The organism is Streptomyces sp. NPDC048277, from assembly GCF_040652235.1.
Taxonomy (GTDB): domain Bacteria; phylum Actinomycetota; class Actinomycetes; order Streptomycetales; family Streptomycetaceae; genus Streptomyces.
This window is the reverse complement of record NZ_JBEZLQ010000001.1, coordinates 709,557-731,810: the sequence shown is the minus strand read 5'-3', so window position 1 is coordinate 731,810 and position 22,254 is coordinate 709,557. Positions and strand designations below refer to the sequence as shown.

Here is a 22,254-nt window from a genome sequence, read left to right as displayed (position 1 = left end):
CGCTAAGGAAACCGCACTCCGCATATGCCCGAGCGTACGCCTAACCTTTACGCAGCGAATACGGCTTTTCACAAAGAGGTACGCAACCAGCCAGAACGGCGGGGGCGCACGATGACGAATGCGCCGTTCGGAAGCCTCCCGTTTCGGGTCGCGGGCATGGCGGGGACAGCCGGGACCACCTGGGAAAACGGCCGGATCGCAGCGGCCGGTGCCAGGTCCGGACCGGACTGGTGAAGGTGTCAACTATCGCAAGGGTGTGCGCTACTTCACGGGCAGGTGGTACGCGGCGCGGTAGCGGTCGGCCGGGATGACCACGTCCGCGGTCTCCACCGGGCGGCCCGAGGCGTAGTACGTCCGCTGGATCACCAGGACCACATGGCCGGGGACCCCGCCCAGCGTGAGCAGTTCCTCGGCGAGGCCGGGGCGGGCGCCGACCTCCTCGGTGACGTTGTCCACGACGACGTCGATGGCGCGCATCCGCTCGACCACGCCCATGCCGCCGAGCGGGCCCTCCTCGGGCAGCATCACGGGGGTGCGGCCGGTGACGGCGAGGGGTTCCCAGGAGGTGGAGAGCATCATCGGCTCGCCCGCGTCCCGGAACAGGTACCGGGTGCGCATCACACGGTCGCCGACCTGGATGCCGAGCCGGTCGGCGATCACCGCGCCGGCCTCGGACTGCTCGCTGCTGGACTCCCAGGTGCCGCGCGCGGTCCCCTCGGACTGCTCCTGCCGGAACGGGGTGGCGCCCCCGGCCGGGCGGAACCCGGAGCGGGCCACCCGGCGGGGCACGGGCCGCTCGCGGACGTACGTCCCGGAGCCGGAGCGGCCCTCGACCAGCCCCTCGGCCATCAGCACCTTGCGGGCCTCCAGGGCGACCGTGTCGGAGACGCCGTACTCCTCGCGGATGCGGGCCTGGGAGGGGAGTCGGGTGTGAGGGGGCAGCGAACCGTCGACGATCTTCTTACGGAGATCACCCGCGACACGCAGATACGCCGGCTGCTCACCGAAAGTCACTGGCCGCTCCCATCAGGTTGTACAGACAGCTACAGCCTGGCAACCGTGGGTTCTGCCCCGCAAGCAAAGGCCAGAGAATCACTCGATGTGATGACATCGGACCCGGGGAGGCTTTACGCAGGCACTTTCTCCCCGTTATGGCCGCGATCACACCTCCATGCCGGAGCCACTTCCTCCACTGCCGGAGCCCGAGCCTCCGCCGTCGTACGAGGGCGGGGTCGTGGCGAGGCCCAGAGCCTTGCGCGCGGTGACCGACCTCTTGGGGTCGAGGAGCGCCGAGCCCTTGTCGTAGTGGGTGTAGTACGTGTCGGCGTCGGTGGCCTTCGCCGCCTTCGCCCACTCCGCGCGGGCCTTGTCCAGGTCCGCGACCAGGTCGTTCACCGACCGCTTCGCGCCCGCGTCGTCCCAGGTGTGGGCGCGCAGCATGCCGGTCTGCTCGGTGAGCGCCCCGGTGACCCGGTTCGCCCAGTCCCGGTAGCCGGGCAGGTCGTCCTCGACGTGTTCGGCCTCGGGGACGGCGTCGAGGGCGTCGTTGAGGACGTGTGCGGCCTTGAGGTAGAGGAGCTGGTCGCCGTCCAGGACGGACTCGTCGTTGCGCAGCGAACCCGACAGCGTCCTGCCCTCGGTCGTGTTGCCGAAGACGCAGGCGACCTGCCGGTCGCCGTACTCCCAACTGTCCTTGCTGGGCGTGAAGTAGTACACGTCGACATCGCCGGGGATCGCCCAGCCGTCCATCGCGTAGCCGTCCTCCAGGGCGTAGCAGCGCTGGTCGGCGGAGTGGGCGACGCCGTCGTCGCCCGGGTAGGCCGAGCCCTTGAGGTCGTAGGTGGCGAAGACCTCGCCGTCGTGCGCCTGCTCGCAGTCGACGACGGTGACATCGGAGACCAGGTCGCCGGTGAGCGCGCCGTCCGGGGTGTCGAAGCAGTCCCCGGTGGACAGCGAGAGGCTGGAGGTGTCGTTGACGCCCTCCTTGACCCCCTGCCAGAAGTCGGCCGCGCCGCCGGTGGCCAGCAGCAGCACCAGCAGGGCGAGCCCGATGCCGGAGAACACCGACCCGGTGACCGCCATCGCCGTGCCGCGCTCCCCCCGCCTGCGGATCTGGCTCAGCGCGACCAGCCCGAGCACCAGCCCCACGCCCGGCAGACAGCACAGCAGCCCCAGCACGAGTGAGGCGATGGCGAGGCCGTTGACGGGCGCCGGCACGGCGTAGGGGCTGTAGCCCTGCCCCCAGGGCTGGTAGGGCCCCGGGTACGGCGGCTGCTGCCCGTGGGGAGGCTGCTGCCCGTACGCCGCCTGCGGGTACTGCGGGTACTGCGGCAGGCCCGACTGAGGCGGCTGATACGGCCCTTGTGGCTGGTGGGGGCCGGGGGGCGGAGGTATGGACACCGGTACCGTGCTCCTGAGGGGGCGTTTGGCCGCGTGGAAACGGACGGCTGAACTGACGTACGACTGCGCGCATCGTAAGCGCGCCGTGAACGGGGGCGGAATGCGGGTCGGGAAGGCGGCCGTGCGCGCGGTGAACACGCTGACCGCGCGCTGGGCGGCCGTACAGGAGAGCGGCACGGTGTTCTCGGCGGCCGGGGTGTGGCCGCTGCTGGGCTTCCTGGCGGACGGGGCGGAGGGCGCGGCGCGGGCTGAACTCGCGGAGGCCGTGGGCCTGCCGGCGGACGAAGCGGCCGGTGCGGCCCGGGAGTTGCTCGGCACGATGGCCGGGATCGGCGGCCTGGACACCGCCCTGGGCGTGTGGACCAAGCGGACCCTGGAGCTGCGTGAGGAGTGGGCGGCCGGGCTGCCCGCCGACGCGCACGGGGTGCTGACCGGGGACGAGCCGGTGGACCGCCGGGCGCTGGACTCCTGGGCCATGCGGCGCACGGGCGGGCTCATCGAACGGATGCCGGTCCGGCTCACCGAGGACACCGAGTTCGTCCTGGCGAGCGCGCTCGCGATGCGCACCCGCTGGCTGGCGCCCTTCGAGGAGTCACCGCTGGAGACCGCGTACGAGCCCTGGGCGGCCGTCGAGCGGCTCGGCCTGACGCGCTCCAGCGTCCTGCTGGAGCGGATCGGCGTGGCGGACACCCCGGACGGCTTCGTCACCGAGCTCAAGGTGCTGGGCGGCAACGCCCTGGACGTCCATCTGCTGCTCGGCGAGGAGCGGATGACGCCGGGTCAGGTGCTGGGGGCGGGCGTCGGCATCCTGGGCGGCGCGCACCGGGTGGTCCCGGGCGGCCGGCTCCCCTACGGCGAGCCGGGACCGGGCGTGCGGGTGGAGAAGGTCCGGTGCGCGAGCCCGCGACCGCCGCGGCTCGACGTGACGACGGTGGCGTACGACTTGACGGCGAGCCACGATCTGCTGGAGCTGCACCGGCTGTTCGGGCTCACGACGGCGATGGACACCAGCCGGGGGCACTTCCCCGGGATCAGCGCGTACCCGCTGGGCGTCGGGTCGGCCGAGCAGGCCACGACGGCGAAGTTCGGCGCGCTGGGCTTCGAGGCGGCGGCGGTGACGGCGTTCGGGATGGTCGGCGCCGGGATACCCCAGCGCCGTCACGTCACCACCCGCATCGACGCCCGCTTCGACCGCCCCTTCGGCTTCCTGGCCCTGCACCGGCACTCCCGGCTCGTCCTCGCGGCGGGCTGGGTCACGGATCCCCTGCCCTTTCCCGAACACCCCTGGGAGGACGACGAATGAACGACACCGTCAGCGCCGTCAACGCGCTCACCGCACGCTGGGCGCGGCAGACCAGACAGGGCACGGTCTTCTCGGCCGCGGGTGTCTGGCCGCTGCTGGCCCTCCTCGCCGACGGCGCCGCGGGCCCCGCCCGGGACGAGCTGACCCGTGCCGTGGGGATGCAGGCGGATCAAGCCGCCGCCGGGGCGCGGGAGTTACTCACCGGGCTCGACTCGATGGCCGGCGTCGGCTCCGCCCTGGGGCTGTGGACCGACCGTGCCCTGGAGGTGCGCGAGCAGTGGGCGGCCGGGCTGCCCGCCGACACGCACGGGGTGCTCGGCGCCGATCTCGCGGCCTCCCAGGAGGAGTTGGACGCGTGGGCGGCCAAGCGCACCGGGGGGCTGGTCGAGCGGATACCGGTCAGGCTGGGCGAGGGCGCGCGGATGGTGCTGGCGACCGCGCTGGCCCTGCACACGGACTGGCAGCATCCGTTCCGGGAGACGGTGCTGCAACCCGGCTCCGGGCCCTGGCAGGGCCGGGTGCTGGCCGGACTGCACCGCAGCAGCGTGCGGCCGGACCGGATCGGGGTGGCCGCAGGACCGGACGGACACGTCACCACGCTGAAGGTCCTGGGCGGCAACGGCATCGACGTCCACCTGCTGCTCGGCGCGGAGGGGATGGCCCCGGGGCAGGTGCTGCACACGGGCATCGGCGTCCTGGAGCGCGCCCTGCCGGTGACGACCGGCGGACAGCTGCCCTACGGGCCCGCGGGACCGGGCGTGGTCGTGGAACGGCAGCCGTCCGTCGCCCCGGATCCGGTCCGGCTCGATGTGACGACCCCGGGCTTCGTGGTCCGCGCGGACCACGATCTGCTGCAGTTGCACGGTCTGTTCGGGCTCTCCACGGCCGCGGACGCCCGTGAGGGGCACTTCCCCGGGATCAGCGCCGCGCCGCTCGCCATCGGCGCGGCCGGGCAGTCCGCGGTCGCGGAGTTCGGCCCGCTGGGCTTCCGGGCCGCCGCGGTGACGGCCGTGGCGGCGGCGCCGGGCAGCGGTCCGCCGCGGTACACGCACGAGTCCACCGTCGTCCGGGCCACCCTCGACCGGCCGTTCGGCTTTCTCGCCGTGCACCGCGGGACGCGGCTGGTGCTGGCGGCGGGCTGGGTGACGGACCCGTCGGTGGCCGGCTAGCCGGGGCCGGTGCAGCACCCCGCACGGGGCGCGGGGCTGTGCCCGCTATGCGGCTCCGCCGCGTGGGCGCGACCGGCCACGCCGGGCCCGCAGCCGCTCGACGGCCCAACCACCCTCACCCCGACGGGAGTTCGAGTCCGACGGGTTTCCGGAGCGGGTTCAGCTCACCGGCGTAGGCCGGGCAGAGCGGCAGTCGTACGGTGAACACCGTGCGGCCGGGCTCGCTGCTGGCCTCCGCCCGGCCCCCGTGGGCCGCGGACACGGCGGCGACGATGGCGAGGCCGAGGCCGCTGCTGCCGGTGGCACGGGAGCGCGAGGCGTCGCCGCGGGCGAAGCGTTCGAAGACGCGGGGCAGCAGGTCGGCCGGGATGCCGGGACCGTCGTCGGCGACGCGGATCACCGCCTGCCCGGCGTCGGTCCGGACGGTCACGGTGACCTTGGTGCCGGGCGGGGTGTGGGTGCGGGCGTTGGCGAGGAGGTTGGCGACGATCTGGTGGAGGCGGTCCTGGTCGCCCTCGACCAGCACCAGGTTCCCCGGCATCAGGAACTCCCAGCGGTGGTCGGGGCCGGCCGCACGGGCGTCGGCCACCGCCTCGGCGAGCAGCGGGCCGAGGCCCACCTCCTCGCGGGCCAGCGGGCGGCCGGTGTCCAGGCGGGCGAGCAGCAGCAGGTCCTCGACGAGGGTGCGCATCCGGCCGATGCCGGACTCCATGCGGCCGAGCGCGTACTCGGCCTGCGGGGCCGCCGACTTCGGGGCGCGGCGCACCAGTTGGAGGTGGCCGGCGACGGAGGCGAGCGGGGTGCGCAGTTCGTGGCCGGCGTCGGCCAGGAAGTCGCGCATCCGCAGTTCGGTGGCGTAGCGGTCGGCGAGGGCGCTCTCGACGTGGCCGAGCAGCCGGTTGACGGCTTCGGCGAGCCGGCCGGTCTCGGTGCCGCAGTCGGTCTCCGGCACGCGTTCCAGGGAGCGGACCTCGCCGTGTCCGAGGGGTTCGCGGGAGATCCGGGTGGCGGTGGCGGCGACGCGTTGCAGGGGCCGTAGCTGACGGCCGATCACGGTGGCCCCGATCAGGGCGGCGACGGCGAGGGCGGCGGCCGCGGCCGCCGACTCGATGGCCAGCAGCCGGCCGAGCATCTGGTCCACCGGGCGCACCGACAGGGCGGTGACGATGGTGACCTCGGCCTCCCGGGTGTCGGCGCGCACGGCCTTGACCCGGTAGGTGCCGAGTCCGGGCAGGTCCCGGGTGTGGTGGTGGCCGTCGGGTTCGACCAGGGCCAGGATCCGCTGCTGCCGGACGGTCGGGGTGGTCAGCGCGCCGGAGTCGTCGACGACCGCCGCGCGGCGGACCTCGCCCCGCCTGCCGGTGACGTAGACGCCGACGGTGCCCGCCGGGACCCCGAATGCCCTCAGGTACGGCAGCAGGCTGGGCGGCGCGCCGATCTGGCCGCTCGCGGCCGAGGAGTGCTCGGCCAGGGCGTCGAGGCGCTGGTCCAGGCCGGTCATCAGGTAGGTGCGCATGGCCAGCCCGGTGATGGTGATGATCACGACGGAGAGCGCGGCCAGCAGCAGGCTGCCGGTGAGGATCATCCGGGCGCGCAGGCTGCCCGGCCGGCGCGTGGCACGTCTCGGCGGTCTCGGCGCCGGCGGTGTTCTCGTGGTGCCCATCGCGCTCACCGCTGCACGCCGGCGGGCTTCATCAGATAGCCGACGCCGCGCACGGTGTGGATGAGGACGGGGTGCTCGCGTTCGATCTTGCGCCGCAGGTAGCTGACGTAGCTCTCGACGATCGACAGGTGCCGGTCGGTCTCGTCCGCCCAGACGTTGTCGAGGATCTCCTCCCGGCGGAGGGCCCGGCCGGTGTGCTGCATGAAGTAGCGCAGCAGCTCGAACTCCCGGCCGGTGAGCCGGATCGCGGCGCCGGCCCGGTGCACCTGCCGGGTCTCCTCGTCGAGGGTGAGATCGCCGACGACGAGCCGCGGGCCGCCCGGCCGGCCCGCGTCGCAGCGGCGCAGCAGGACGCGCAGCCGCAGCACCACCTCGTCCAGGTCGAAGGGTTTCGGCACATAGTCGTCGGCGCCCGCGCGCAGCCCCTCGACCCGGTCCTCCACGCTCTCCCGGGCGGTCAGGAACAGCACCGGCAGGTCCGGCCGGTAGGCCCGCAGCCGCCGCATCACCTCCAGTCCCTCCAGGTCGGGCAGCCCGCGGTCCAGGACCACCGCGTCGGGTCTGAAACCGCGGGCCGCCCGGACCGCCGCCGTGCCGTCCAGCGCCCGGTCGGTCCGCCAGCCCTCGGCCCGCAGCACCGTCACCAGCAGGTCGGTCAGGTCTTCCTCGTCGTCCACGACCAGGATGCGTGGGGTACCGGTGGATAACGTCATGGCCGGAGACCGTTCACCTCCGGGCCGTGAGACGCGTGGGTGCGGACTGTGAAAGAGCTGTCGGCTTCTGTTGCTCAGGCGCCGGGTGTGATGCGCAGCCTGATCGTGCGTGCTTCGGGGCGCAGCGCGAACTCGGGCCACACGTCCGGCCCGCAGGCCCGGGAGCCGAGGCCGTGCTGGGCCGCGTCGATGATCAGGTGGCTGGTGGCCGACTCCGGGAGTTCGAAGGGGTGTGCGGCGCGGGCGATCTGCTGGGGGGTGTGGCGGCCGAGGGTGAAGCCGGGGCGGCGCCCGCGGGTGTCGGGGAGGGCGTCGATGTGCAGGACCTCGGTGGCGCCGCTGGTCAGCGTGAGGCGGCGCAGCCGGGAGCGGTGGCCGGTCTCCTGGGGGCGGGCGTAGGCGACGGAGAGGTCCCGGATCCCGGCGGAGAAGCGGCCGGTGCGGGCGGCGCGGAGGCTGTCGGGGTAGGACTCCAGCGGGCCGAGGCCGAACCACTCCGCGCCGTCCACGGGTGCCGTCCCGTCGGGCAGTTCGAAGCGGACCCCGATCCGCGGCCACACCGTCCGCCAGCCGCGCGAGGGCTCGATCTCCACCCGCAGCTCCAGTGCGCCGTCCTCGACCGACCAGAGGGTCTCCACCGTCACCGAGAGGGCGGAGTGCGCGGCGGAGACCCGGTCGACGGTGCGCAGGGCGTCGGTGGTGTGTTCCACGCCGATCCGCCGTGCGGTCAGCCGGTCGAGGCCGTCGCGGCGCCACAGCTCGGCGCTGGACACCCCGGCGACGCTGTCGTCGCTGCCCTCGATCCGGTCGGCCGGGCTCGCGTCGTTGTCGGTGGGCGCGCGGAACAGTTCCAGCCGGGGGCCGGTCACGGCGCGTCCGGCGAGGCGGGTGAGGGAGCCGTCGGTGAACTCGGCGATGCCGAGCGCCAGGGTGCCCCCGCCGGGCCGCCAGTCGGTCCGGGGCCGGGCGGCGGGCACCGGCCGCCGTACCGAGCGGTCCAGTTGGGCGGTGGCGACCTCGTGTCCCTCGGGGGCCCAGGCGGTCTCCGCCGCCAGTACGGCCTCGACGGTCAGCCAGGTCTCGGCGTCCGGCGCCACCGTGACGGGCGGCAGCGCCACCCGCTCCGACGCGCCGGCCGCCACGGCGGGGACCGCCAGCTCCCCCGAGTCCACGACGGTTCCGTCGTGCTCGACACGCCAGCGGAACCGCAGGTCGGAGGTGTCGGCGGAGTGCCGCAGGTTGGTGATCGCGAGCTCGCCGCCGGCGAAGGCGAAGCGGATGGGCTGTACGACCGCCTTGAACTCGTGGAGGCCGGGCGTCGGCACGTCGTCGCTCAGCACCATGCCGTCCATCACGAAGTTCCCGTCGTGCACGACCTCCCCGAAGTCGCCGCCGTAGGCGTGGTACGGCGTCCCGTCCGGGGCGGTGGCCAGGATGCCGTGGTCGCGCCACTCCCAGACGAACCCGCCGTGCAGCCGCGGGAAGCGGTGCAGCAGTTCCTCGTACTGGTCGAGGGCGCCGGGGCCGTTGCCCATCGCGTGGGCGTACTCGCAGAGCAGGAACGGCTTGGTGCGCTGCCGGGCGCCCTGGGCGGGGGTGCAGCCGAGCAGCGGCGCGCGGGAGCCGTCCGTGCCGATCTGCTCGGTCTCCAGCACGTTCGAGTACATGCGCGAGTAGACGTCGGTGTACTCGCCGGTGTAGTCGCCCTCGTAGTGCACGGGACGCTCGGGGTCGCGGGCGTGCACCCAGGCCGACATGGCGGCCAGGTTGGATCCGGTGCCGGCCTCGTTGCCGAGCGACCAGAGCACGACGCAGGGGTGGTTCTTGTCCCGTTCGACGGTGCGCTCGATGCGGTCCAGGCAGGCCGCGCGCCAGGCCGGGTCGTCGGTCGGGTTGCCGGTCCAGCCGGCCTTGTCGAAGCCGTGGGTCTCCAGGTCGCATTCGAGGACGACCCAGAAGCCGAGCTCGTCGGCGAGGTCCAGCAGCCGGGGGTGGGGCGGGTAGTGGCTGGTGCGGATGGCGTTCACGTTGAACCGCTTCATCCGGGCCAGGTCCGCGCGGGCGTGCGCCTCGTCGAAGACCCGGCCGCGCTCGGGGTGGGCCTCGTGCCGGTTCATCCCGTGGAAGACGACCCGGCGGCCGTTGACCAGGAAGCGGTCACCGCGGATCTCGACCGTGCGGAACCCCGCCCGCAGGGCGATGCTCTCGGCGGCCGAGGACACGGTGACGTCGTAGAGCCGGGGCTGCTCGGCCGACCAGGGCTCCACCCGGTCCACCTCGACGGGCGCCACGTCGGCCGCCGTCCGCCACACCTGCTCGACGCCCAGTTCGGGGATGCGCAGGGTGACGGGGAACGCGGCCGGATCGGCGGTGATCTCCGCCTCGACGCGCCCGCGCCCGTCGTCGTACCCCGTGCGCAGCCAGACGTCCTCGATGCCCCCGGCCGGCCGGGCGAGCAGGGTGACGTCCCGGAAGATGCCCGGCAGCCACCACTGGTCCTGGTCCTCCAGGTAGCTGGCCGCCGACCACTGGTGGACCCGTACGGCGACGACGTTGTCACCGGGGCGGACGGCGGAGGTCACGTCGAACTCGTGGGCCAGCCGGCTGCCGCCGGCGCTGCCGATCTCGGTGCCGTTCACCCACACCTTGAACAGCGACTCGACCCCGTCGAACCGCAGCACGATCCGTTCGGCGTCCGACCAGCCGTCGGGGAGGTCGAAGTGGCGGCGGTAGTCACCGGTCGGGTTCTCGTCGGGGACGTGGGGCGGGTCGATCGGGAACGGGAACTGGATGTTCGTGTAGATCGGCCGGCCGTAGGCGCCGTCGCCCTCCAGCACCCAGTGCGCGGGCACCGGGATGCTGTCCCAGCCGTGGTCGTCGAAGTCCTCGGACGGGAAGTCCGCCGCCACCGAGGCCGTGGGCGACAGCCGGAAGCGCCAGAGCCCGTTCAGCGAACGGACGGGGGCGTCGGAGTGCAGCCACGAGCGGGCCGGGCGCAGGGCGCCGTGCCAGGGGGCGGTGTCCGATACGTACGCGGAGAGCTCGGAGGACAAGGTGCTCAACTTTCCTGGTGACGGGGGCCGAGAGCGGTAACGTGAGCGCTCACGGGAGCGTTAACGGGAAGCGCTTGGGAGTCTGGGCTCCGGTCCGGCGGAGTGTCAAGGCTCCGCGCCCGGGACCGGGCATACTCGGTGTCCCTGGGACGCGGGCGCGTCGGCAACTACGCGGAGGTGGGAGATGGCGTCGTCGGGGACGGGACCCCGCAGGGTGACCATCGACGATGTGGCCGAGGCCGCGGGCGTGTCCCGGCAGACCGTGTCACGGGCGCTCAACGACAAGGGCGAGATCGGCGTCTCCACGAAGCAGCGCGTCCTCGACGCGGCCCTCGCACTGGGGTACCGGCCGAGCCGGTTCGCCAGGGGGCTGGTCCGGCAGGACACGTTCAGCGTCGGACTGGTGATCCCCGATCTGCTCAACCCGTTCTTCACCGAGGTCGCGGCGGCCGCGCTGGACGCGGCGCGGGCGCGCGGCTGGCACGTGGTGGTGTACGACACCGGTGACCGCGTCGAGGAGGAGCGGGGCACGCTGGAGGTGATCGCCTCGCAGGTGGACGCGGTGGTGGGCTATCTGAGCCTGCCGGAGGACGAGATCGCGAGGCTCACCCGGGGGCTGCCCGTCGTCCTCGTCGACCGCAAGCACCGCACCGAGCGGTTCAGCTCGATCCGGATCGACGGCGAGGCGGGCGTCCGCGCGGCGATCCGGCATCTGGCCGAGGCGGGGCACCGGCACATCGGCATGCTGGAGCACGCGGAACGGCCCGGGCCGAGCATCAAGCACGAGTGGTTCGTCGGCGCGATGTCCACGTGCGGGCTGGACGCCGGTGCGGTGGCCCGCGCCGACCAGAGCGTCGAGGGCGGGGAACGCGCGCTGCAGGAACTCCTCGCGCTGCACCCGGAGCTGACCGCGGTGTTCACGTTCAACGACATCATCGCCATCGGGGCGTTGCGCGCCGCGCGCCGGCTCGGCCGGCAGGTCCCCCGGGACCTGGCCGTGATCGGCTTCGACGGCCTGCGGCTGGGCGCGCTCGTCGAACCACCGCTGACCACGGTCGCCCTGGACACCCGCGGCCTCGGCGCCCTGGCCGTCGAACAGGCGGCCCGACTCCTCACCGGAACCGGCCCCCTGCGCCCCGACGAACTGACGGTGGGGGCGGAACTGCGGGTGCGCGAGTCGGGGTAGGTCCCACCCGCCGTTCCGGCATCACCGACGGGGCCGGGGCGTCACCCGAGGGCCGGTTGCGCGGCGGTTCGCCGCCGTTCGGCGGTCATTGCGGCCGGGCGTGGCGGGTCGGCCCCTGAACCCCGGTGACCGGTGCGAACGCGGCCGCGGCGACCCGGAAGCGCGGGTCCAGGGCCGCCCACAGCTCGGCCAGCAGCGCATCCGCGTCCGGGGCGGAGGTGTCCAGGTCGAGGTGGCGCCGGGCGGTCGACACGGAATCCCCGTCGGACCGGTAGGTGCTGAGCAGGACCGCCTGCCCCGGATCGAGATCGCCGAGTGCGACGACCGTGGTGTCCGGGCTCTCACGGTCGCCTTCGGGCCGGCGGGCCGCGCCGAACCAGCACCGCCGGCCGGCCCGATCCACGACCGCGGTGATCCGGGGTGTGTGGATCGGCGGATCCGGCTCGTAGCCGAGCTCCTCCAGCGCGCTGCCCGGCGCCAGTCCCTTCGCCAGCCGCGCGGCGACCTCCGCCACCTGTTCCCCGTTGCCGTAGACGGTCCAGCGCCCGTCCGTGGTCGCGGCGACGTAGTGCCGGAGCGCGTCGTGGCCCGTGACGCCGACGGGTACGACGGCCAGTTCTCCGGACGGGGTGGATTCGATCCGACGGGCCCGGGAGGCTTCGCTCCGCCCGGTGAGCGCGTACCCGGCGGTCAGCTCCCCGTCCAGGGTGCGGGCCAGCAGGATCAGCCGACCCGGGTAGGGGTTGTCCCGCAGGGCTTCGGGGATCGAGGTCATGTGCAGGCGCCTTTCCGGTGGCGGGCTCTCGTACGAGATCATCCCAGCGGATGCCCGTCCCGCGCGGACGGGCCGGGGAGTTCGGCCCCCGGTCCGGAACTGGCCTGGTGTCATCCCACTTACCGCACGCGGCTTTCGAACACATGCCGTGCGCGGTTACCTTCGCGCCGTGACGGACACCGGCCCGCAGTCTCGTGGTTTCGCCTGGCTCCCGGTCTCGGTGGTGGCGCTCGCGGTGATGGCGTTGCTGCTGATGTTCGCTTCGCGGTACGGCTATCACCGGGACGAGTTGTACTTCCGGGTGCTGGGCCGGCATCCCGCGTGGGGATACGTGGACCAGCCGCCCGGTACGCCCCTGCTCACCCGGGCGTCGATCGCCGTGTTCGGGGACACCGTGCGCGGGCTCCGGGTCCCGGCGGTCCTGGCCGCGGGCGCGGTGGCGTACCTGTGCGCGCTGCTCGCCCGGGAGACCGGTGGCGGCCGCGGCGCCCAGACGCTGGCGGCCGCTGCCGCCTCGGGGACCCTCGTGCTGACCTTCGGCCATCTCTTCGTGACCACGTCACTGGACATGGTCGTCTGGCTGGCCGTCGCGCTGTTCGCCTTCCGGGCCCTGCTGCGCGACCGGCCGCGGTGGTGGCTCGCCGTCGGCGCGGTCGTCGGCGTGGGGCTGTACAACAAGCTGCTGGTGCTGCTGCTCCTGGCCGCGCTGGGCGCAGGTCTGGCGGCGGTCGGACCGCGCCGGGTGCTGCGCTCGTGGTGGCCGTGGGCGGGGATGGGGCTGGCCGCGGTGATCGGCGCGCCGAACCTCGTCTACCAGGTCACCCACCACTTCCCGGTGCTCACCATGGCCGGCGCGCTCCGCTCGGACAAGGGCGCCCTGGGCGGCCTGCTGAACATCCCGTTCCTCTTCCTCACGGTCGGGCCGCCCCTGTCGTACATCGCCGTGATGGGCCTGCTCCGGGTGCTGCGCGATGCGGAACTGCGGCCCGTGCGCGGCTTCGGCGTCGGCTACCTCCTGCTGCTGGTGCTGCTCTGCGCCGTCGCCGCACAGCCCTACTACGCCATGGGCCTGGTGCTGGTGCTGCACGCGGTGGGTTCCGTACCGGTGGCGCGGGCGCTGGCCGAACGGCGGCACAGCCGTGCGCTGTTCGCGGTCCTGCTCGGCCTGAACCTCGTGACCTCGGTGGCGTTCGCCCTGCCGGTGCTCTCCCTCCACAGCCAGCAGAGCCTGCACCTCGCCGAGGCCGACCAGGGCCTGGGGGACGAGATCGGCTGGCCGCGCTACGTCTCCCAGATCGCCGCCGTCTACCGCCCCGGCGCGATCGTCATCACCGGCAACTACGGCGAGTACGGCGCCCTCGACCGCTACGGCGCCGCCCACGGCGTTCCCCGGCAGGTCCTCTACAGCGGACAGAACGCCCTGCGCACCCTGGGCACCCCGCCCGACTCCGCCCGGACGGCCGTCGTCGTCGGCTACGACGACCGGGCCTGGCTGTCCGCCCAGTTCGCCGGCTGCCGCGTGGAGGGCCGCCTCGACAGCGGCTACCGCATCGACAGCGAGGAACAGCACCGCGCCGTCTACCTCTGCCACGACCCGGTGCGGCCGTGGCACGTGCTGTGGCCGCGCTTCCTCCACTACGACTGAGCGCGTGGCCCCGGCTCGGCTACTGGGCGCGGTGCTCCTCCACGTCCATGGCCTGGTTGATGACCTCGTTGAGGTGCTCGGGGTCGGGGACGTGCTTGAGGGTGAGCAGGCCGTGCTCGGAGGCGGACTGGATGGAGACGGTGCCCTCGTGCAGGATGCGCTCCCACAGAGTGGCCCTGAAGGACACGTCGTTGATCCGCGACAGCGGAATGCTGTGCTCCGTCTTGGTCAGGAAGCCGCTGCGCCGGTAGATCCGCTTCGAGGTCACCAGGTAGACGGTGCCGCGCCAGGCGAGCAGGGGTATCAGCCAGAACCACAGCGAGGCGATCACCGCGAGACCGGCCACCACGTAGTCGACGACGGCACCGAAGTCCAGCAGCCAGAACAGCACGCCGGCCACCAGCCAGATCAGGACCAGCAGGACGAACTCCGTGAAGAGTTCGGTCCAGTGCTGGCGTGTGGCGTACACCAGCTCCTCGTCGTCGGCGAGGTATCTCTCCGCGTAGCTGCTCATTCCAGTCCTCTCGACCTGCCCGGCGCTGTGCCGCGCAGAGCCTACACAGCGGCGGTGACGCGGATTTCGTGCGTTCGGGCCGCGTGATCGAGGCGTCCTCAGATCGTTGCCGCGGGTCTGCGTGAGCGGCGGTTGCGCCACCGGGTCACCAGCCACAGGACGTTGACCCCGCCGAGGGTGACCAGGACCGCCGCCGAGTCGGCGTTGCCCGCGAGACCGTGGCCCGGTCCCAGACCACGCGCCGCGCGCACCAGCAGGGTGACGTCGGCGGGCAGGGTGACGGCGGCCATGAAGGCCAGGCAGGCCACCGTGCCGGCCACGAGGACGACGCTGTAGAGGCGAACGGCCCGGCGCTCGTGCGCGGGCAGCCCGGTGCTCGGGTCGTCGCCCGCGCCCCGGCGTCCCGGTCGCGTCGTCCGCCGGAACACGTAGCGGGCGTAGGCGAGTCCGTCGCCGTACAGGTTCCGGCAGCCGGTGAGGTCCTGGAGGACGAAGTACAGGTCGGTGCGGGTGAACACCATGAACTGGAAGGGCAACGGAAGCAGGGCCAGCAGCAGGCCCGCGGCCAGCAGCCGGTGGGGCGTGGTCCCGGCGGCCGTCAGGGGCAGGACCAGGACCAGGGCCGACGCGACGGACAGGTTGAGGGCGATACCGGCCAGGTAGGCCGTCAACCGGTGGCGGCGGGGCGCCAGTTCGATGCCGCTGATGTCGGTCTGCATCACGAGGAACTGCAGCCGCGTGCCCAGCCGCATCTTCCCCGGCACCCCCGCGGCGCGGGCGGTGACCAGGTGCGCCAGCTCATGGGCCAGCAGCAGCGCCCACCCGGCCGCCGCCCCGGTGAGCAGGACCAGGCTGCCGTGCGGGCTCCACAGCAGGTCGCGGTAGCACGGAAGCAGGTCGGGACGGCGGATCAGGACTACGACGGCGGCCAGCAGCAGGGCTCCGACGAGGACGGGGAGTACCGGGTGCAGGGCGTACCGGACCTGGCGGGGGCGCAGCCACGGCAGGGACGCGCGCGGCGGTTCGGTGTCCGGCACCGGGCGGTCCCCGATCCGCGCCACGAAGCCCAGCGCGGCCAGGGCCCTGACGAAATCCGCGATGTCGAGTTCCTCACCGGTCTCGTCCCGCAGGATCTCCGCCGTACGGGCCACGCTCCGCCCCTCGCCGAGGAGTTCCACGGCACGGGCCCCGGCCGCCGGCAGGGCGACGAAGGTCCGGGTGGCCATCCGGCCCACGATCCACTCGTCCCGGTCACGCCGTACACCGAGCTCGTGCAGCAGAACGCGCGTCGACGGCTCGATCCGGGGGACGTCCTCCGCGGCGGTGCCCATCACGAGGGGGGCTGCGGGGACGGGTGTGGGGCCGGGGCCGGGGCCAAGTGCGCCGCCGGTTCCGAGCCGCACGCCGGGCAGTCGGGGCGGCGCTCCGTGCGTTGCATGATCGGGTCGCCCGGCATCATGAGGTTGAGGCCGAACCGGTACCCGGGGTCGATCCGGGGGATTCCGCACAGCAGCATCAGCGCGGCATGCGCCAGCAGACTGCCGGACAGGCCCGCGGTCACGGCGTTCACCGGGTTCCACGGCATACGGGGCGAGGCGACCTCCTCGTCCTGGCCGGGCGCGAGCCGCAGATCGCGGCGCTCGGTCTCGGCGGCGCGCAGGCACTCCCAGCAGGCACCCCGGCCGGGCGCGAAGACCCCGACACTCACCAGGGGCCCGCGATAACCGGCCTCGGCCCACGGCGTGCCGGAGGCCAGGCAGACCTGGTTCGCCCAGCGACGGATCACGGCGGGCCGGTCGGCGGCGAGCAGGAGCACGTCGTACCCGGAACGGTCGCCGACGCCGTCGTGAGCGCCGTCGGGTGCGCCGGGACCACCGAAGTCGCCATGACCACCGGTCAGCAGGTCTTCGAGGTCTGCCGGGCCGTGTACCTCGCGGCGCTCGCCGGTGACCGTCGTGTCCGAGTTCAGGGCGCGTAACGCGGTCAGCGCCGCGTCGATCTTGGGCGTACCGAGGTCCCGCTCGCGGAAGAGGGTCTGCCGGTTGAGGTTCGACAGTTCGACGACGTCCGGCTCGACGCAGTGCAGCCGCCCGACCCCGGAGGCCACCAGATCCCGCGCGGCGGTTCCGCCGGTACCGCCGACGCCGATCAGCAGGACCCGGGCGCGGCGCAGCAGCAGTTGCGGCTCCCAGGCGCTCGCCCTGGGCCGGAGGTCCATCCAGCGCAGCAGGGTCATGCCCCTGCCGTACCGCTCGCGTTCCCGCTCGGAGAGCTCCGCCGGCGGCGCGGCCCCGGCGTCCTCCACGTACCCGGCCACGGTCAGGTCCGTCATCGCCTGGACGATGTCCGGGTCCGGCAGCCGTAGTCCCGGATGGTGACGGGACACCTCGGCGACGATGTCGGCCGGGCTCCGCGTACCGTCCATGGCCTCGACGAGCGTCCACACCCAGCCGTCGGGGTCCATGACCTCGGCGCCGATGCCGTGCACGACGCTTCCGATCCGCACATGGCCCTCGACGGTCCGGTAAGCCCGGTGTTCCGGCTTGATCCGAGGCCGCCGCATCGCGGGCACCGTCATCTTCGCGCCAATCTCGTCAGGCCCAACTACCCACACAACAACGGACGTTGACAAGACTTGTCGGCCGAGCCAACTCTGACAAGAGCACCTCGACCACGGCACGTCTCAGCCGGCTACGGGAGGACACGGCATGGCGAACAAGATCGAGATCCGGCCGTTGGACAAGAAGGAGACCACCGGCGAGAGCGGTGGCAACGGCGGCGCCTGAACCAGACGCGGATGATGGACCGTTATCCCACGGTCGCGGAAGTCACCGACTCGGCGCGACGGTTGGTCTCCCGGTTTCCGGGGGCCGGCCGGCTGCGCCGGGTCGGAACGTCCCGCGCGGGCCGCCCGATCGAGATGCTGTCCGTGGGACACGGGCCGCACCACGTCCTGGTGGTCGCCCGGCCGCACCCCGACGAACCGGTCGGCGGCGCGACCGCACTAGCCCTTGCGGAACGGATCGCGCGCGACGAGTCCCCATCGCCGTCCCCATCGCCGTCCCTGTCCCCGTCCCCGTCTCCGTCTCCGTCTCCGTCTCCGTCCCCGGCGACCGATCCCACCGTCGTCACCTGGAACATCATCCTCTGCCTGGACCCGGACGGCGCCGCGCTGAGCCAGGGGATCGAGCGGGCGACGGCCGGCCCCGACCACACCCTGGACGCCTACTACCGTGCCGCCTACCGCCCGGTCGCGGCGGAGCAGCCGGAGTGGGCGCCGATCGAGTCGCGGCAACTCCCGGAGAGCCAGGCGCTGTTCGAGGTGATCGACGAACTGCGGCCGTTTCTCCAGTGCTCCCTGCACGGCGTCGAAGCGGGCGGCGGCTGGGTCCAGTTGACCCGCGACCTCCCCGAACTCACCGTGCCGTTCCAGGCGTCCGCCGCGAAGCTCGGCATCCCGGTCCAGCGCGGCACGTTCGACGCCCTGTACTGGGAGAACCCCGGCCCCGGGATCTACGTCCTGCCTCCGCCGGACGGCGCCGCCCGGCTGGCGGCCGGGTCGGAGAACATCGGCCTGTCCACCTGGTGCGCACCCCAGCGCTACGGCGGTGTCACGGCGATCGTCGAAGTACCCATGTGGGCCAGTGACCTGGCCGACGACCTGTCCCCGCACCCGGCTGCCGCCGCCGCGTTGCGTGACCTGGCCGGGCTGGTACGGGAGGGCGGACGGCAGGTGACCGCCGTCCTGGACAAGGCACGCGCCTTCCTGCCGCCGGCCGCGCACGACCCGCCCCGGCGCGTGCTGGAGTGGATGGCCGACGGTCTGTACGACCTGGTCGCCGACTCCTGGGAACCCCTCGCCCGCCAGGCGGCCGACGACCCCGGGCGCCTGACGACGGCCCAGATCTGCGCCCTGGACATCGTGGCCCGCCGCCAGCCCCTCCGCGCCGCGGGCCTGCTGCTACGACTGCTGAAGGCGACGGACGACCCCGCGGCCCCCGGCCTGCACCGCGACCTCGACGAACTCTTCACCCCATGGTGCACGGACTTCGAGAAGGCCCTGCGACTGCGCTGGGTACCCGTGCACCACCAGGCGGAACTCGAGACCCGCACGGTACTGGCAGCCGCGGAGACCGCCCTGACGGCCCTGCGGTGACCAGGGCGCGGCCCTGATCGAGGCCCACCACCGGCAGTTCCACCGGAGACCAGCCCATCCGAGTCTGTCCGCCCCCCGCCACCCGCCACCCGCCACCCGCCACCCGCCACACAAAGGTGAACCACGGGTGGCTTCGCGAGGTACGTGAGTTGTCCGGACGCGCATCGCAACAGGCCGCGTGAGAGAGAAGGGGCCATAGGGAGGATTGTGTGGTTTGATGCGCGGGCTGCGACCGTGCGCCGCGGCCTTCCACGTGAGGAGGCCGCCCGAGGCGCCGGGCGGCTCGGGGGAAGGCGGTCGCGCGGGGAGCGCGGTCGCGGGGGCTTCATGTGCAGGACGCCGGAGGGGGTTTCGTCGTGGGTGCTGACAGACATAGAGGCATAAGTACGAAAGGGGCCTGGCGGCGCGGGCTGGTGCTCGCGGTGGCGGGCGCGCTGACGGCGGGGCTGATCGGCGTCGGAGTCTCGCAGGCGCAGGCCAGCGAGACCACCGGGTCGGTGGACTCGCTGCGGACCGGCTGGGACCAGGGTGAGGGGGACCTCGGCGCGGCGGACGTACGGTCGTCGTCGTTCGGGCAGTTGTGGAAGGCCCCGGCCCAGCTGGACGGGCAGATCTACGCGCAGCCGCTCGTGGTCGGCGCCACGGTGGTCGCGGTCACCGAGAACAACGTGGCCTACGGCCTGGACCGGACGACCGGCGCCGTGCTGTGGCAGCGGAACTTCGGGCCCGCGTGGCCGGCCGCGACGCTCAGCTGCGGCGACCTGGCGCCGAACGTCGGCAGCACCGGCACCCCGGTATACGACCCGGCGACCGGCGCGGTCTATCTGACGACCAAGGTCGACGACGGCCCGAACGCGCTCGACCCGCACTGGTACATGCACGCGCTCGACCCGGTCACCGGCGCGGAGAAGCAGGGCTTCCCCGTCACGATCCAGGGCTCGGCGTCCAACGACCCGAGCCAGTCGTTCCTGCCCGCGTACGAGATGCAGCGGCCGGGGCTGCTGCTGCTCGACGGGGTCGTGTACGCGGGCTTCGGCGGGCACTGCGACGCCAAGCCGTACCGCGGCTATGTGGTCGGCGTCAGCACCACCTCGCCCTCGGTGACGTCGATGTGGGCGACGGAGACCGGCGCCAGCAACAGCGGCGCCGGCATCTGGCAGTCCGGCGGCGGGCTGGTCTCCGACGGTCCCGGCCGGATCTTCGTGGCCACCGGCAACGGCGTCAGCCCGGCGCCCGGCCCGGGCACCTCGCCGCCCGGCACGCTCGCGGAGTCCGTGGTCCGGCTCCAGGTGCAGTCCGACCAGAGCCTGAAGGCCGCGGACTTCTTCAGCCCGTCCAACGCGCCGACGCTCGACCAGCTCGACACCGACCTGGCCTCCGGCGGCCCGGTCGGCCTGCCGGACAGCTTCGGCACCGCCTCCCACCCGCACCTGCTGGTGCAGCAGGGCAAGGACGGCCGGGTGTTCCTGCTGGACCGCGACAACCTCGGCGGGCGCTCGCAGGGCTCCGGCGGAACGGACGCGGTCGTCGGCATCACCGGGCCGCTGAAGGGCCAGTGGGGCCATCCCGCGGTCTGGGGCGGTGACGGCGGCTACGTGTACGTCGTCGGCAACGGCGGCTCGCTGACGGCGCTGCACCGCGGCGTGACCAGCAAGGGCGACCCGGCGCTGACCGTCGCGGGCGCGAGCCAGGACTCGTTCCCCTACACCAGCGGCTCGGCGGTGGTCACCTCCGACGGAACGCGCTCGGGCAGCGCCCTGGTGTGGGTCGTCTGGTCGGGCGGCCCGACGGGCGTCAACGCCCAACTGCGCGCCTACGACCCGGTGCCGGACGCGAACGGCGTCCTGCAGCTGGTGTGGTCCGCGCCGATCGGCACCGCGGCGAAGTTCGCCGTCCCGGCGACCGACGGCAACCAGGTCTTCGTCGGGACGCGGGACGGCAAGGTCTACGCGTTCGGCAACCCGGTGGGCAGTCCGCTCAAGGGCGGCCCGGTCGATTTCGGGACGGTGCAGGTCGGCGACACCGCCGCCACCGACGTCGTCCTGACGGAGAACCAGAACCCGTCCAAGGCGCTGGCGATCAAGTCGGTGGGCGTCGAGGGCCCGTTCACCGCGGACACCTCGTCGCTGCCGGCCTCGATCCCGGCCGGCGGGCAGCTCACCGTGCCGGTCACGTTCAAACCGACCGCGGTCCTGGGCGCGAGCGGCACGCTCACCGTCGTCACGGACGCGGGCACGTTCGCGCTGAGCCTGCACGGTGTCGGGACCAGGGCCGGGCTGGCCGCGTTCCCTGGCACGGTGTCCTTCGACAACCAGCCGACGGGGACCGCGGCCACCGCGAACGTCCAGGTGACCAACACCGGCACCGAGCCGGAGACCATCACCTCCGTCACCTCGCCCACCGGGCCGTTCAGCGCGGACAACCTGCCGAGCGCCGACCCGGCGGACCCGACGGTCGTCCCGGCCCAGGGCTCGGTCGTGCTCCGCGTCGGCTACGCGCCCACGGCCACCGGACAGCACTCCTCGTCGCTCACGCTGACGAGCACCAGCGGCACGCTGACCATCCCGGTCGAGGGCAACGCGATCAGCGGCCAGGGGCACCTGCTGCTCACTCCCCCGTCGCTGGCGTTCGGCGGGGTCACCCGGGGCACGTCGGTCACCAAGACGTTCACCATCACCAACTCCGGGAACGTTCCGGTCACGATCACCAAGGCGAAGGCGCCGGCCGGCGTGTTCACCAGCGCGGACCCGTTGCCCGAGGGCCTGGTCATCGGTCCGGAGCAGAGCGTGCGGCAGACCGTGACCTTCTCGCCGACCGCGGTCGGCGCCCAGTCGGCGTCCTACGAGATCACCGGTGACGCCGGGCAGGGCGCGATGCTGGAGACGGTCAGCGGCACGGGCACCCCGCCGCCGGCGCAGCTCGGCACGCTGCTGGCGCGGGACACCTCCGGCACGCTGTGGCAGTACCACGGCACGGGCGTGCCGGCGGCGCCACTCGCGAAGCGCCTCAGTGTCGGCCCCGGCTGGAACACGTACAACCTGATCACCAGCGTCTCGCGGGTGATGTCGGACGGCAGTGGCTCGATCGTGGCCCGCGACACCACGGGCACGCTGTGGCTGTACCAGGGGACCGGCAACGCGGCGGCTCCGTTCGCGGCCCGCAGGAAGATCGGGCCGGGCTGGGGCGGCTACACCTCGCTGACCGGCATGGGCGACCTCACCAACGACGGCAGGGCCGACCTGGTCGCCCGCGACACCCAGGGCAACCTCTGGCTCTACCGCAGCACCGGCAGCGCCACCGCGCCCTTCGCCGCCCGCACCAAAATCGGCACAGGCTGGACCACCTACTCCACGCTGACCGCCGCGGGCGACGTGACGGGTGACGGCAGGTCCGACCTGCTGGCCCGCGACACCAAGGGCAACCTGTGGCTCTACCGCGGCACCGGCAAGGCCACCGCCCCCTTCGCCGCCCGCACCCTGATCAGCGGAGGCTGGAACATCTACAACGCGTTCGCCGGACCGCGCGACATCACCGGCGACGGCAAGGCCGACCTGCTGGCGCGCGACACCTCGGGCGCGCTGTGGCTCTACCCGGGAACCGGCAAGGCCGCGGCACCCTACGCGGCCCGCGTCAGCGTCGGTCCCGGCTGGAAGACCTACAACTCCCTCATCTGAGCC

At 73.3% G+C, this 22,254-nt stretch carries 15 protein-coding genes; 6 read left to right on the top strand and 9 right to left on the bottom strand.

Annotated features, from left to right (window positions below; genetic code table 11):
* Window positions 1-261 precede the first annotated feature (261 nt).
* Together AB0D85_RS03460 and AB0D85_RS03455 are read right to left on the bottom strand one after the other, a co-directional pair.
* Window positions 262-1,014, bottom strand: coding sequence for a GntR family transcriptional regulator (locus AB0D85_RS03460; protein WP_362312910.1), 753 nt, complete (start codon window positions 1,012-1,014; stop codon window positions 262-264).
* A 147-nt stretch (window positions 1,015-1,161) separates the two neighbouring features.
* A complete protein-coding gene (locus AB0D85_RS03455; RefSeq protein WP_362312908.1) occupies window positions 1,162-2,400 on the bottom strand; it encodes a DUF4190 domain-containing protein in 1,239 nt (412 codons plus the stop codon).
* Window positions 2,401-2,500: 100 nt separating this feature from the next.
* Here AB0D85_RS03455 and AB0D85_RS03450 point away from each other — a divergent pair, with 100 nt between their 5' ends.
* Both AB0D85_RS03450 and AB0D85_RS03445 read left to right on the top strand, forming a co-directional pair.
* The gene (locus AB0D85_RS03450; protein WP_362312906.1) at window positions 2,501-3,703 is read left to right on the top strand and encodes a serpin family protein; all 1,203 of its coding nucleotides are present in this window, start codon (window positions 2,501-2,503) and stop codon (window positions 3,701-3,703) included.
* A complete protein-coding gene (locus AB0D85_RS03445; RefSeq protein ID WP_362312904.1) occupies window positions 3,700-4,872 on the top strand; it encodes a serpin family protein in 1,173 nt (390 codons plus the stop codon). Before AB0D85_RS03450 ends, AB0D85_RS03445 begins: the two co-directional genes overlap by 4 nt.
* Before the next feature lie 115 nt (window positions 4,873-4,987).
* Here the strand turns inward: AB0D85_RS03445 and AB0D85_RS03440 are convergent, their stop codons facing one another.
* The 3 genes from AB0D85_RS03440 to AB0D85_RS03430 all read right to left on the bottom strand — a co-directional run bounded on the left by AB0D85_RS03440 (window position 4,988) and on the right by AB0D85_RS03430 (window position 10,301).
* Window positions 4,988-6,535, bottom strand: coding sequence for an ATP-binding protein (locus tag AB0D85_RS03440; RefSeq protein ID WP_362312903.1), 1,548 nt, complete (start codon window positions 6,533-6,535; stop codon window positions 4,988-4,990).
* A gap of 5 nt (window positions 6,536-6,540) precedes the next feature.
* Entirely contained in the window at window positions 6,541-7,248 is a 708-nt protein-coding gene (locus tag AB0D85_RS03435) for a response regulator transcription factor (protein ID WP_362312901.1), read from the bottom strand.
* 74 nt (window positions 7,249-7,322) lie between these two features.
* The gene (locus AB0D85_RS03430) at window positions 7,323-10,301 is read right to left on the bottom strand and encodes a glycoside hydrolase family 2 TIM barrel-domain containing protein (RefSeq protein ID WP_362313492.1); all 2,979 of its coding nucleotides are present in this window, start codon (window positions 10,299-10,301) and stop codon (window positions 7,323-7,325) included.
* Window positions 10,302-10,485: 184 nt separating this feature from the next.
* On the opposite strand from AB0D85_RS03430, the gene AB0D85_RS03425 reads away from it, so the two are divergent.
* Window positions 10,486-11,487, top strand: a complete 1,002-nt coding sequence (locus tag AB0D85_RS03425; protein ID WP_362312900.1) for a LacI family DNA-binding transcriptional regulator — start codon at window positions 10,486-10,488, stop codon at window positions 11,485-11,487.
* Between the two features lie 85 nt (window positions 11,488-11,572).
* On the opposite strand, the gene AB0D85_RS03420 is transcribed toward AB0D85_RS03425, so the two are convergent.
* Window positions 11,573-12,262: an IMP cyclohydrolase gene (locus tag AB0D85_RS03420; RefSeq protein WP_362312898.1), complete on the bottom strand. Its 690-nt coding sequence runs from the start codon at window positions 12,260-12,262 to the stop codon at window positions 11,573-11,575.
* A 169-nt stretch (window positions 12,263-12,431) separates the two neighbouring features.
* On the opposite strand from AB0D85_RS03420, the gene AB0D85_RS03415 reads away from it, so the two are divergent.
* On the top strand, window positions 12,432-13,907 hold the full coding sequence (locus tag AB0D85_RS03415; protein ID WP_362312897.1) for a glycosyltransferase family 39 protein: 1,476 nt from the start codon (window positions 12,432-12,434) through the stop codon (window positions 13,905-13,907).
* Window positions 13,908-13,926: 19 nt separating this feature from the next.
* Here AB0D85_RS03415 and AB0D85_RS03410 read toward each other — a convergent pair whose 3' ends face one another.
* From AB0D85_RS03410 to AB0D85_RS03400, 3 genes are all read right to left on the bottom strand, one after another.
* The gene (locus tag AB0D85_RS03410; protein ID WP_362312895.1) at window positions 13,927-14,421 is read right to left on the bottom strand and encodes a PH domain-containing protein; all 495 of its coding nucleotides are present in this window, start codon (window positions 14,419-14,421) and stop codon (window positions 13,927-13,929) included.
* 98 nt (window positions 14,422-14,519) lie between these two features.
* Complete coding sequence (locus tag AB0D85_RS03405; protein WP_362312893.1) at window positions 14,520-15,752, bottom strand: hypothetical protein; 1,233 nt, start codon at window positions 15,750-15,752, stop codon at window positions 14,520-14,522.
* On the bottom strand, window positions 15,752-16,999 hold the full coding sequence (locus AB0D85_RS03400) for a ThiF family adenylyltransferase (protein WP_362312891.1): 1,248 nt from the start codon (window positions 16,997-16,999) through the stop codon (window positions 15,752-15,754). The genes AB0D85_RS03405 and AB0D85_RS03400 overlap by 1 nt, the downstream gene beginning before the upstream one ends.
* 222 nt (window positions 17,000-17,221) lie before the next feature.
* Between AB0D85_RS03400 and AB0D85_RS03395 the strand changes: the two genes are divergently transcribed.
* Window positions 17,222-18,577, top strand: coding sequence for a M14 family zinc carboxypeptidase (locus AB0D85_RS03395; RefSeq protein ID WP_362312889.1), 1,356 nt, complete (start codon window positions 17,222-17,224; stop codon window positions 18,575-18,577).
* 356 nt (window positions 18,578-18,933) lie between these two features.
* Window positions 18,934-22,251, top strand: a complete 3,318-nt coding sequence (locus AB0D85_RS03390; protein WP_362312887.1) for a choice-of-anchor D domain-containing protein — start codon at window positions 18,934-18,936, stop codon at window positions 22,249-22,251.
* Window positions 22,252-22,254 lie beyond the last annotated feature (3 nt).